This is a genomic window from Candidatus Burkholderia verschuerenii (assembly GCF_001189365.1).
Lineage (GTDB): Bacteria > Pseudomonadota > Gammaproteobacteria > Burkholderiales > Burkholderiaceae > Caballeronia > Caballeronia verschuerenii.
Genome location: NZ_LFJJ01000178.1, coordinates 1 through 11,437 on the forward strand (window position 1 = coordinate 1; position 11,437 = coordinate 11,437).

The window sequence follows — 11,437 nt, forward strand, 5'->3', positions numbered from 1 at the left end:
GCTCAACGTCATGCCTCAACCTCTACTCGTGCGCTGCAGACCTGGCTGAGATGTGCGTTTACGTCTGCACCAGACTGCGTCGTCGGGTCCATTCCGGCAAATTCAATTTTGCAGGCCAGACTCAATAACGATGCGGCGGCGGCGCTTCATGGTGCGGCGGATGGTGATGCTCCCAGTCGTTACGCGCCCAGTAACGATGGCCGTCCCAATAGCGGTCGCCATGCCAGCCCACCTTCACGGTGTGATGATACGAATGATGGTCCTGCGCCGATGCGACGCTCACCATGCCCATGCCGAGCGAAGCGGCAAGGGATGCAATCAGCAAAGTCTTTTTGGTCTTGTCGAACATGGTTTTCTCCTTCGTGCGGTGATTCCGTGTCAAGTCGAATCGGTGGATCAACGGTAGTAGTCGTGGTGGTGGTGGTGCCAGCCGCCACCGCCATCGGGCACGATGATGCAGCCCGACAGCGTGCTTGCCAGAGCCGCGCAGAGCGCTGCAAGTATCGCCAGCTTCTTCATGGGTTTCTCCGTGTGAATCCATGAAGCTCAATGTAGCGATTCGCAAAATGACAAGCCGTTTTGCTTTGTAAGCAAACTTGATGTTTGAAATATTTGCGTTTTCGCTTCGTAATAAAGATTTGCGGATATACATCGCAATCCTTATCAAATTGCGATGCAGAAGAGAAAGCCGTCGCGCTTACAACGGCCTTGAAAAACTTATCGAATGATCTGCGGCTTGATGTTCGGCGTCAGCGAAACGCCGACCACATGATCGTCGCGCACGCCGCAGCGGCTGTCGACGCGCATCCATTTGGCCGTGCCGCGCGCCTTGGCGAACGCGCGCATCACGATGACCTGATCGACCGGAATCGGATTGCCGACGCTGAAGATCGGCGTCTCGCTATCGATCTTCGCCGACAGCACGCGACGGTCGGGCACGATCAGCGCGTCGTACTTCGGTGCATCGGCGACCCAGCGATCGAACGCGGCGACGCAGCGCGCCACGGCGTCGGGCACATGCAGTTTGTCGAGATACGAATAGTCTTCGGGCTTCGCCTCGGGCAACTCCTGCGCGTGGACGAACGTGTACGTCGTCGCCGACAACAGCAGCGCGAGCAGGGCGGGAACGATTGAATTTTTCATGCGATGGCGACGTGGGCGCAGAGCGGCCAAAAAGGCGGTGGATGCCAAGGGCGCGGATCGCGTGAATGGCCGAAAGTGGCCGAGAACCAAGCGCGTTGCTTCCGGATTCGATGCGCGCGCCTTTTCGAGATAGCACGCAGTATATCGTGCGAAGTTTTGGCGAGTCGAGCGGTTCGCGCATTTTGAATGCCGATCGAAAGGCAATCGCGCCGCGTTGTATCCTTTTGGCTTCCGCAAGCGAGACGGAGCGCGCAATGAAAACGGTGCGATGGTCACAGCAGGACGGCACGGGTCTGGAGCATCTGGTTCTGGACGAGGGCGAGCAGGGCATCGTGATCGAGAGCGTCGTGGCGGGCGAGAACGGCGGCGAGGCGTTCGGGCTGATGTACCGCATCGAATGCGACGCGCGCTGGCACGTCCGACGCCTGGCGCTCAGGCTGGCGAACGGCGCGTCGCTCGATCTGCAATGCCGCAGCGGCAACAACGGGCGCGCGCATGCGCTGTGCACCTGGTTCGACGCCGACGGCAAGCCTTATCCGGCGCTCGACGGCTGCATCGACGTCGATCTGACGGCCACGCCCTTCACCAATACGCTGCCGATTCGCCGCCTGCGGCTGGAACCGGACGAGCGGCACGTGATCCGCGTCGTCTACGTGAACGTGCCCGAGCTGAGCGTGCACGCCGTCGAGCAGGCTTATACGTGCATCGAGACGAGCCGGCGATATCGCTACGAAGGACTCGACACGGGATTCAGCGCGGAGATCTCCGTCGACGGCGATGGCCTCGTGCTCGACTATCCGGGCCTGTTCCGGCGCGTGTCATGACCGCGTTTCGTCGAGCGGCGATAATGACGGTCACGTCTTGACGAAGCACCGGATTCCGACCATGAACGATATGACTTCTCCCCGTCTCACGAGCCTGTCGCACGGCGGCGGTTGCGGCTGCAAGATCGCGCCGGGCCTGCTCGCCGATCTGCTCAAGCGCAGCGTGCCGCTGCCCGCGTTTCCCAACCTGATGGTCGGCAACGACACCGCCGACGATGCCGCCGTCTACAAACTCAACGACGAGCAGGCCATCGTCGCGACGACGGACTTTTTCATGCCCATCGTCGACGATCCGTTCGACTTCGGGCGCATCGCCGCGACCAACGCGCTCTCCGATGTCTACGCGATGGGCGGCAAGCCGATTCTCGCGCTCGCGCTGGTCGGCATGCCGATCAACGTGCTGCCGCATGACGTCATCGCGCAAGTGCTCAAGGGCGGCGAAGCCGTCTGCGCCGATGCAGGCATTCCGGTGGCGGGCGGCCATTCGATCGATTCCGTCGAGCCGATCTACGGGCTGGCGGCGATCGGCGTCGTGCATCCGTCGAAGGTGAAGCGCAACGCGTCCGCGCGCGCCGGCGACGTGCTGGTGCTGGGCAAGCCGCTGGGCGTCGGCGTGCTGTCGGCGGCCCTGAAAAAAGACAAGCTCGATGCAGCCGGTTACGCCGCGATGATCGCCGCGACGACCAAGCTCAATCGCCCCGGCGCGGAACTTGCGCAACTCGACGCCGTGCACGCGCTGACCGATGTCACCGGCTTCGGCCTGCTCGGTCACACGCTCGAACTGGCGCGCGGCGCGGGCCTGACCGCGCGCATCCGTTACGACGATCTGCCGTGGCTGCCGCAAGTCCGCGATTTTGCGCGCGCAGGCGTCTATACCGGCGCGTCGGGACGCAACTGGACCGCCTACGGCGCGGACGTATCGCTCGATGTCGCGGCGGACGAGGCGCGCGCCTTGCTCACGGACCCGCAGACGTCCGGCGGGCTGCTGTTGTCGTGCGCGCCCGAAGCCGTCGACGACGTGCTCGCGATTTTCCGCGCCGACGGCTTCGACGAAGCCGCGGTGATCGGCGAAATGGTCGACGGTCCCGGCCGCGTCGAAGTGGGCTAAAACAAGCAACCCGACCAAGGACCGCATGAACGACGAATCTCCCAAAGCGATTTTTTACGCACTGGCCGCGAACTTCGGCATTGCCGTGTGCAAGTTCGGCGCGGCGGCGTTCACGGGCTCCGGCTCGATGTTCGCCGAAGCCATTCACTCGACAGCCGATTGCGGCAATCAGTTGCTGCTGCTGTTCGGACTGAACCGCGCGCAGGCGCCGGCCAATGCGCTGCATCCGCTGGGCTCGGGGCGCGAGATTTACTTCTATGCGCTGATCGTCGCATTGCTGCTGTTCTTCGTCGGCGGGGCGTTTTCGGTGTACGAGGGCGCGCATCGGCTGATGCATCACGAACCGTTGTCGAATCCGGTCGTCGCGCTGGTCATTCTCGGGATATCGGTCGTGCTCGAGGCGTTTTCGCTGATGGGCGCGATCCGCGAGATTCGCAAGGAAACGCCCAACAAATCGCTATGGCGATGGTTCCGCGAGACGCGCGAATCGGAGTTGCTGGTCGTCGCGGGCGAGGATGTCGCGGCGCTGCTCGGTCTGGCCATCGCGTTCGCCGCCGTGCTGATGACGATGATCACCGGCAATCCCGCTTACGATGCAGCGGGTTCCATCGGCGTGGGCGTATTGCTGATGATCATCGCGTTTCTGGTGGCGCGCGAAGTGAAGTCGATGATCGTCGGCGAATCGGCGAGTCCGGAAGTGCGCCGTGCGATCGAAGCGCATCTGCGTGCGCGTGGCGAAATTACGCGCATCATCAGTCTGATCACGCTGCAGTGGGGCAAACATGTGGTCGTGGCCGTGCAGGCCGAAATGATCGACTACGCGAGTGGCCGCGCGATGATCGACGCGATCAATGTCATCGAGGACGATTTGCAGCGCGCCTTTCCGCAAGTGCGCTGGGTGTTCTTCGAGCCGGATGTCGCGCGCGAGGCGAGCAAGCCCGCCGAAGCAGCGTGATGCGCTGATATTCGAGCCTATTCGGCCTCGTAAAAGCGAACGCTCGTCGAGCGAATGACGTCGCGCCAATCGCGCTACGATACGTCGTGCGCGTCGTCCGCAACGAGCTCCTGTCCTTTCGTGATCTTCATTCGACCCATGCGCAAACTTGCAATCGCCGCAGTCCTGCTTGCCTTGTCGAGTCTTCTCTCGATCCTTCCATCTGTTTCGTTTGCCGCAACGACGGCGTCGCATCCGACATCGACGTCCGGCGCGGAACTCACCCCGCAACAGGCACGCAATGCGCTCAGCGTGCTCAACGATCCGCAGAAACGCGCGCAAGTCGCCGATGCGCTGGCCGCGCCCGCGAGCGCGACGGAAAGCGCATCGGCCGCGGTGAGTGCGTCGTCGGCGACGGCGGCGAGCTGCGCGTCGGGCGTGCTCGCCAAATCGCTGACGGCCAACGGGCTGGCATCGCAGGTATCGCGGCAGGCGGGCAACTGGATGGTGAAGTTCGGCACCGATCTGCGCGCGTCGATCGCGGCCTTGCTGAATGGCCGTTCGGTCGCGCAATGGTGGCACGACCGCACCGCGACGCCGCAGGCGCGCGCGATTTTCGAGCATGTATTCTGGGCCGTGTTGTTGTCGCTGATGCCGGCGTTTCTGATCGAGTATCTATGCGCGCGTTTCTTGCGCAAACCGCGTGCGAAGATCGCGGCGCGCGGCGTCGCGGATGCCGAAGTCGACGATCCCGGTCTCGTCCACGATGAAAAAGCCGCCGTGCGCGCCGAACAGGCCGCCGAGCGCACGGGCGATGAAGTCGCCATCCACGTCGCCGAACGCAAGGTCGAAAGCGCGCGCGGACAACGTCACGCCGCGCGTCACTGGACGCTGCTGCAACGGCTGCCCAACGCGCTGTTTTATCTGCTGCTGAAGTTCGTGCCGCTCGCCGTGTTTATCGGCGTCGCGACCTTGCTGATGTCGATCGTCATGGAGGACAACACGACGGAGGCGCACGTCGCCAGTTCGATCATCGACGTGTATCTGATTTGCCGCGCGATCACCATCATGATCGGCTTCTTTCTCGCGCCGCACGCGAAAGGTCTGCGTCTTCTGCAGATGCGCGACGACTACGCGATCTACACGTATCGGCGGCTGCGGAGCATCGTTCTGACGGCGGGGATCGGTATTGCGATTGCCAACGGCTTCGAGCCGCTCGGATTGTCGGATGCGGCGCGCATCGCGATTCTCAAGATCGTGACGCTCGACGTGCATCTGGTCATCGCGTGGACGATTTACGAATGCCGCAAACCCGTGGCTGATCGCATTCGCGGACGCATGGAAGGCACACGATCCACCGCGCTGGTCGGCAGCTGGGTGGCCGATGTGTGGGCGGGCGTGGCGATCTTCTTCGTGATCGCGCTGTGGTTCGTGTGGGCGCTCGACGTGCAGAACGGCTACCGGACGCTGTTCCATCTCGGCGGCGTGTCGCTGCTGGTGCTGATCGGCGCGCGCGTGGCGGCGATCGTCGCGTTCGGCGCGCTCGGTCGCGTGTTTCACGATCACGACGACGAGGATTTCATCGCGCGGTCGATCGCGCATCAGCATGCGTATCGCTATTACCCGATTTTGCGACGCGCCGTGCAGACGGTGATTGCCGTGGTGACGGTGATCGCGCTGCTGGAAGTGTGGGTCGTGCATATCATCGGCTTCTTCACGTCGGGCGGCGTCGGCAACAAGATCGCGTCGGCGCTGGTGACGATCGCCATTGCCGCGATCTTCGCCGTGCTCGTGTGGGAAACCGCCAACGTGATGGTCGAAAAGCGTCTGGACGAATGGAACACGAGCGGCGATCGCGTGCGCGCCGCGCGCCTGCGCACGCTGTTGCCGATGATGCGCACCGCGTTGTTCATCCTGATCGCGATGGTGGTCGTGCTGACCGGCTTGTCGGAACTCGGCGTCAACACCGCGCCCTTGCTGGCGAGCGCGAGCATCTTCGGCGTGGCGCTGGGTTTCGGCTCGCAAAAGCTCGTGCAGGATTTCATCACCGGCATCTTTCTGTTGATGGAAAACGCGATGCAGGTCGGCGACTGGGTGACGGTCGCGGGCGTATCGGGGACGGTTGAATATCTGTCGATTCGCACGGTGCGTCTGCGCGGCGGCGACGGCTCGCTGTACACGGTGCCGTTCAGTTCGGTATCGACGGTGAACAACACGAATCGCGGTATCGGCAACGCGGCGGTGCGGGTGTCGATCGCGCTGGGTCAGGACGTCGACCTCGCCATTTCGACGCTGAAGGACATCGGCACGGCCTTGCGCGAAGACCCGGCGTTCCGCGACGGCATTCTGTCGGACTTCAGTTTTTGGGGCGTCGATGCCGTCGACGGCTCGACCGTCACGCTCGCCGGCCAGATTCAATGCCGCGACAGCGCGCGCTGGCCGACGCAGCGCGAATTCAACCGGCGCATTCTCAACGAATTCACGGCGAAGGGCATCGAGATCGCCAATCCGCAGCGGAATTTCGTGATCGTCGGCGGCGGCGAGAACGGCGCGCACGAGGGTCAGCAGGATCACGCCGACGCGGACGTGGCGGGCGCGGATCAGCGCGGCGAGCCATCGAAGGCGGCGCAGCATCCGACCAACGAAGCGCAGCAGGCGCAGGATGTCGCGGCGAACGTGCCGCCACCGAGGGCGTCGGGGAAGGCTAGCTAACCAGATTAACCTTGATAACCAGGATAACCACTGGTAATCTCGATTTGTGGGATGTCGGTTCGTATCGACGGCGTCCGCGCGAATTCAGGGAGTCCGGTCCATGTCCTCACTCAATTTTTTCGAAGTCAGCCAAAACGGACGCGAACCGCTCGTCGACGTCGGCACGATCAACGCGCGTGAGCTCGTCTCGCAACACGACACGCTCGGCGCGCGGTTGCGCTTCTACGCGCGCGATCGTCACCATTACCATCAGCAGCGCGTTAGCTATCAGCTTCTGCAGCTTTTTCAATTGCTGCTGCATCTGGTGACGAGTCCGCATTCTTCGGTGCGGGTACATCTGTCCGTATCGTCCGAACAGCGACGGCGGTTCTTCACAACGCCGGTCGCGGATCTCACTCACGTCGCTCAATTTGCGCCGATCGCGGCCGAAGACGCGCGCGCGTGGCTCAATTCGAACGATCTCGTCGTGCTAGAAGCCGACGGCACGGACATCGAAGTCGTGAAGCTGCTCGATGCCGTCTACCAGCAGCAAGCCGCCATGACTGAGACGCAGGCCGCTCCAGCGCAAATCGCCGCATCCGATCCGCAGCAGTCCGCGATCGACTTCCGCAATGCGTTGCTCGCTCGAGACTGGCGCGACGGAAAGGGCGTCGCGACGTTGCTCGGCATGGCCATCGACGCGACGAACCCGAATCAGTATGCGTACCGACAACGCAAGCGCGGGGCGCTGTTCGGGGTTTGGTCGGCGCAGGATCGAAGTTATCGGTACCCGGATTTCCAGTTCGAGCACGGGGCGATTCGTCCGGAGCTCAAGGAACTGTTGACGGCGCTGTCCGCGCTGGATGATCGCGGCGGCTGGCGCATCGCGTTCTGGCTTTACTCGCCGCATGCAAGGCTCGATGGACACAAGCCCGCCGATGTTTTCACGACGAACGCTCGACGCGTGATCGAAGCAGCACAACAAGAGTTCAGCGGAGAGCATGATGCAAGCTGGTAATGAAGCCGTGTTACACAAGATCGTATTCAGCAAGGCAAGTCTCGGCACTTACTGGCATGTGTACCCAAACCGTTTTGCGCCGACCTCATCGAATCGGAATTCGAAAGCGCGGCTGGCCTGGCGCGATGGCTCGCACGGCATGTTCTACACGGGCGCAACCCGGGCGGCGGCGTTGTGGGAAACCGTGCTGCGCCACGCGTCCGTCGACGATGGCTACGTCTATACCGACCGTTTGCATCTGAAGGACATGATGCTCGCGCGCCTCGAACTGACCGTCGAGACGCCGATTTTGGATCTGCGTCCGCCTTATCGCCGGGCGATCGTCGATGCGCCGTCCGAACTCGACGAGCAATGGGATCGCATGTTGAAGGATCCCGATCACGACAATACGCACGCGTTCACCGCAAAGCTGATGCAGCAGTTGCGCGCAGCCGGGCACGGCGACGGCGCAGCGCTGATGTGGTACTCGCGGCAGGCGGGCAACGAAACGGCGACGCTCTTCTACGATCCGCCGATGCAGTCCAACTGGTGGCGCTTCAAGAACGAGGAACTCTACTGTCTCGACACGCCCGAGGGCGAAGCGCAGATCCGTCTTGCGCTGGCGGAACAGGGGCTGCTTTGGCGCGCCGCGCCGGAATCTCCCGAATTTTTTCCGCCCGTCGACGCTCAAGAACATGAATTCGGCGATGCCGATTCACCAGAAGAACGACTTGGCGACAGCCCGTGCGTGCCCGAGGTTCCAGTCGCCTGACAGCCAAGTCGATGCAACATTGCTTAAGGGTTATGCATCCTTTCCAATGTTATTGACGCTCCTATAATCCTCCGGGCCGGCCGCGCGTGTTTGCGACAACATGCGCGGCCTTTCTTCGAAGTTCGAACCTTCACGACGAGGAACCCGCTCACCATGAAAACGAATGACGCGTCACGCTCGAACTCATCTCCGCGAAGCCTCAAGAAAGCACTGCTCGCCGGCCTGTTCGCTGCCGGATTGACGAGCCTGTCGGTATTCACCGGTTGCGCGTTCGCGCACGGCGACGACGACTGGGGCGGCGACCGTCACGGTGACGGCGGAGGAGGCGGCGGCGGCCGCGAAGTCAAGGTGATGATCATCTCGATGTTCGGCCCCGAAGGTCAGGTCTGGCTCGACAACCTCGGCCCGTGGCGCGCGATCAAGGTGCCCGGCCTGTCGCCCGATTATCCCGAAGTGCACTGCAATCGCGACGACGTCTGCGTGCTGACGACCGGCATGGGCCACACCAACGCGGCGGCATCGCTGATGGCGCTGACGTTCTCGGATCGCTTCGATCTGCGTCGCACGTATTTCCTCGTGGCGGGCATCGCCGGTATCGATCCGGCGCAGGGCACGCTCGGATCGGCCGCGTGGGCGAAGTATCTGGTGGACTTCGGCATCCAGTGGGAACTCGACGTGCGCGAGAAGCCCGCCGACTGGCTGAGCGGTTTCCTCGGCATCAACACGAAGGGGCCGACCGAGAAACCGCCGCTCGACTATCGCACCGAGGTGTTCGCGCTCAACACCACGCTCGCCGATGCCGCCTACGCGCTGTCGCGCAACGTCAAACTCACCGACAGCGCGGACGCGCAAGTCGCCCGCGCCAAATTCAACTACGCGCCGGCCAACAAGCCGCCGAGCGTCATCCAGTGCGACACGCTGGCGGGCGATACGTGGTGGTCGGGCAAATACATCGGCGAGCGGGCGCGCTACTGGACCAAACAGCTGACCGACGGGAAGGGCGTCTACTGCACGACCCAGCAGGAAGACAACGCCACCTACGAAGCCCTCAAGCGCGCGGCGAGCACGCGCCGGGTGGATTTGTCGCGGATCGCGGTACTGCGCGCGGGCTCGGATTTCGACCGGCCTTACGAAGGACAGATGGCCTCGGACAACCTTCTCAACTATTCGGCGCAGGGCGGTTTCGTGCCGGCGATTCAAAATTTGTATCTGACCGGCAACCCATTGGTGCAAGAGATCGTTACACATTGGGGCGCGTGGCGGAAAGGCATTCTTCAGCGTTAACTTAAGCCGAAAGTATTGCTTATTGATCAGATGTAACGCGTGAAAAGCATTATTTACTCTAAATGCCACCTATCGGTAAAAACGATAGTGCGGCATTTTTTCCGATATTTTGCCTATCGGAAGCATCTCGAAAATGTATCCGCTAGACGTCAACCATTCCCGCCAAACCGCGTTATTACGGGCATCAGGCAATTAGTCCTACAAAAATCCAGCCTGCCTCATTAAGCGCCGTTAGCTTAAATCCGCCAAAACACCTCCAGATTTTCAGACAGTTTTACCGCATCGCAAAAATTACTGATGCCAAGTGTTGTTTGCAACAAAATATTATTGAGATGGTCTTGCAATCGTTTGAGACTGTTCTTAGAATCCGTTTCACAGTAGCTGTTACAAGATGTAACGCGCTGATACAAACGTTAAAGCAGGGCATGCCGGGACGACGAGCTCGGTAAGGCATAAAAAAGATAGCGGCATAAGCCGGCAAGAAATTCGGGGATTTACTGGAAGTTGCAACCATGAACGGTCGCGAAACGCTGGACTCCATCCGGGAAATCAACTTGTCGTACATCATGCTCGCCCAGCGTCTGCTGCGCGAGGACCGCGCCATCGGTATGTTCCGGCTCGGTCTGTCGAAGGAACTCGCGGATCTGCTGTCCGGGCTGACGCTCGCGCAAGTGGTAAAGCTGGCGTCTTCCGACAATCTGCTTTGCGCTTTCCGCTTCAACGACCACTCGATGCTGTCGGCGCTGACGCAACCCGCGAAGAACGCGGAAATTGCGCCGACGCACGCCGCCATCCTGCTGGCTGGCCAGCCGGCTGAACAGTTCGCGTAAATCCCCTCAGAGAGACGGAGCGAGCCATGCTGAAAAAGAGCCTCACCGAAGACGCCCAGGAAGTGTTCCGCGCGATCGCGCTGATCGAACTCGGTGCGCGCATGCAAGTGCTGGAGAGCGAATTGACGCTCTCGCGCGATCGCATGATCCGTCTCTATCGCGAAGTGAAGGGCATGTCGCCGCCCAAGGGCATGCTGCCGTTCTCCGCCGATTGGTACATGACGTGGCTGCCGAACATCCACGCATCGCTTTTCTACAACACCTATTCGTTTCTGAAGAACGAGGCCGGCTGCTCGCATCTCGACGCGCTGACCAAGGGATATCGCCTGTATCTCGAGCACTGCCGCCACAGTGGCGCGGAAGCCGTGCTCGATCTGACGCGGGCCTGGACGCTCGTGCGCTTCTTCGACGCCGGCATGCTGCAGATGACCTCCTGCTGCCGCTGCACCGGAAAGTTCGTCGCGCACAAGCACGATTTGCAGAACAACGTGGTGTGCGGGGCTTGCCAGCCGCCGTCACGCGCGGGGAAGACCAAAAAAGCGGCGGCCGCACGACAGGCCAATGAAGAAACCGCGCTGGAGGTTGTATCGATCAAGAACGAAGTGCCAACCGAACAGGACGCTCTGAAAGATGTGGCACTCGCTAACGTAGCGGCTTTGCAGCCGCAACGGCCAGGCCTGGTCGCACAGGCTGCTTAGCGGTAGCGGCGCCGATCGTCCGCCGGGGGGCAGAATGATGTGCAAAAACGCTGAGGCGGCAGGAGCGCAGAGGCAGGGGTGGCCGTGGTGTAAGTTGATGAATGTCCAGTTCGTCAACCTGCCCTCGGGAGGGCTTACGCCATGGCCACGACCAAG

At 61.8% G+C, this 11,437-nt stretch carries 12 protein-coding genes; 9 read left to right on the forward strand and 3 right to left on the reverse strand.

Annotated elements, in window-relative coordinates:
* Window positions 1-121: 121 nt before the first annotated feature.
* From BVER_RS23270 to BVER_RS23275, 3 genes are all read right to left on the reverse strand, one after another.
* Window positions 122-349: a hypothetical protein gene (locus tag BVER_RS23270; RefSeq protein WP_050455299.1), complete on the reverse strand. Its 228-nt coding sequence runs from the start codon at window positions 347-349 to the stop codon at window positions 122-124.
* Between the two features lie 47 nt (window positions 350-396).
* Complete coding sequence (locus BVER_RS35335) at window positions 397-519, reverse strand: hypothetical protein (protein ID WP_269750794.1); 123 nt, start codon at window positions 517-519, stop codon at window positions 397-399.
* 198 nt (window positions 520-717) lie between these two features.
* Window positions 718-1,143, reverse strand: a complete 426-nt coding sequence (locus BVER_RS23275; protein ID WP_050455300.1) for a BspC domain-containing protein — start codon at window positions 1,141-1,143, stop codon at window positions 718-720.
* Window positions 1,144-1,397: 254 nt separating this feature from the next.
* On the opposite strand from BVER_RS23275, the gene BVER_RS23280 reads away from it, so the two are divergent.
* The 9 genes from BVER_RS23280 (at window position 1,398) to flhC (ending at window position 11,281) form a co-directional block, all read left to right on the forward strand.
* Window positions 1,398-1,967 (forward strand): putative glycolipid-binding domain-containing protein, encoded by a 570-nt coding sequence (locus BVER_RS23280; RefSeq protein ID WP_050455306.1) that lies wholly within the window; start codon window positions 1,398-1,400, stop codon window positions 1,965-1,967.
* A gap of 61 nt (window positions 1,968-2,028) precedes the next feature.
* Complete coding sequence (gene selD / locus BVER_RS23285; protein ID WP_050455307.1) at window positions 2,029-3,075, forward strand: selenide, water dikinase SelD; 1,047 nt, start codon at window positions 2,029-2,031, stop codon at window positions 3,073-3,075.
* A gap of 25 nt (window positions 3,076-3,100) precedes the next feature.
* On the forward strand, window positions 3,101-4,030 hold the full coding sequence (locus BVER_RS23290; RefSeq protein WP_050455301.1) for a cation diffusion facilitator family transporter: 930 nt from the start codon (window positions 3,101-3,103) through the stop codon (window positions 4,028-4,030).
* 138 nt (window positions 4,031-4,168) lie between these two features.
* Window positions 4,169-6,721 (forward strand): mechanosensitive ion channel family protein, encoded by a 2,553-nt coding sequence (locus BVER_RS23295; RefSeq protein ID WP_050455308.1) that lies wholly within the window; start codon window positions 4,169-4,171, stop codon window positions 6,719-6,721.
* Between the two features lie 100 nt (window positions 6,722-6,821).
* A complete protein-coding gene (locus tag BVER_RS23300; RefSeq protein WP_050455302.1) occupies window positions 6,822-7,718 on the forward strand; it encodes a hypothetical protein in 897 nt (298 codons plus the stop codon).
* Between the two features lie 7 nt (window positions 7,719-7,725).
* Window positions 7,726-8,469, forward strand: coding sequence for an RES family NAD+ phosphorylase (locus BVER_RS23305; RefSeq protein WP_198155338.1), 744 nt, complete (start codon window positions 7,726-7,728; stop codon window positions 8,467-8,469).
* A 153-nt stretch (window positions 8,470-8,622) separates the two neighbouring features.
* Window positions 8,623-9,753: a purine-nucleoside phosphorylase gene (locus BVER_RS23310; protein ID WP_083452315.1), complete on the forward strand. Its 1,131-nt coding sequence runs from the start codon at window positions 8,623-8,625 to the stop codon at window positions 9,751-9,753.
* Between the two features lie 512 nt (window positions 9,754-10,265).
* The gene (gene flhD, locus BVER_RS23315) at window positions 10,266-10,583 is read left to right on the forward strand and encodes a flagellar transcriptional regulator FlhD (protein WP_050455304.1); all 318 of its coding nucleotides are present in this window, start codon (window positions 10,266-10,268) and stop codon (window positions 10,581-10,583) included.
* 26 nt (window positions 10,584-10,609) lie between these two features.
* Window positions 10,610-11,281, forward strand: coding sequence for a flagellar transcriptional regulator FlhC (gene flhC / locus BVER_RS23320; protein ID WP_050455305.1), 672 nt, complete (start codon window positions 10,610-10,612; stop codon window positions 11,279-11,281).
* Window positions 11,282-11,437: the final 156 nt, after the last annotated feature.

What these genes read in the sequence shown, in the direction of transcription:
- BVER_RS23295 (WP_050455308.1), top strand. Translation starts at nt 4,169, where the DNA reads ATGCGCAAACTTGCAATCGCCGCAGTCCTGCTTGCCTTGTCGAGTCTT.
- BVER_RS23310 (WP_083452315.1), top strand. Translation starts at nt 8,623, where the DNA reads ATGAAAACGAATGACGCGTCACGCTCGAACTCATCTCCGCGAAGCCTC.
- BVER_RS23280 (WP_050455306.1), top strand. Translation starts at nt 1,398, where the DNA reads ATGAAAACGGTGCGATGGTCACAGCAGGACGGCACGGGTCTGGAGCAT.
- BVER_RS35335 (WP_269750794.1), bottom strand. Translation starts at nt 519, where the DNA reads ATGAAGAAGCTGGCGATACTTGCAGCGCTCTGCGCGGCTCTGGCAAGC.
- BVER_RS23300 (WP_050455302.1), top strand. Translation starts at nt 6,822, where the DNA reads ATGTCCTCACTCAATTTTTTCGAAGTCAGCCAAAACGGACGCGAACCG.
- flhD (WP_050455304.1), top strand. Translation starts at nt 10,266, where the DNA reads ATGAACGGTCGCGAAACGCTGGACTCCATCCGGGAAATCAACTTGTCG.
- flhC (WP_050455305.1), top strand. Translation starts at nt 10,610, where the DNA reads ATGCTGAAAAAGAGCCTCACCGAAGACGCCCAGGAAGTGTTCCGCGCG.
- BVER_RS23290 (WP_050455301.1), top strand. Translation starts at nt 3,101, where the DNA reads ATGAACGACGAATCTCCCAAAGCGATTTTTTACGCACTGGCCGCGAAC.
- BVER_RS23275 (WP_050455300.1), bottom strand. Translation starts at nt 1,143, where the DNA reads ATGAAAAATTCAATCGTTCCCGCCCTGCTCGCGCTGCTGTTGTCGGCG.
- selD (WP_050455307.1), top strand. Translation starts at nt 2,029, where the DNA reads ATGAACGATATGACTTCTCCCCGTCTCACGAGCCTGTCGCACGGCGGC.
- BVER_RS23270 (WP_050455299.1), bottom strand. Translation starts at nt 349, where the DNA reads ATGTTCGACAAGACCAAAAAGACTTTGCTGATTGCATCCCTTGCCGCT.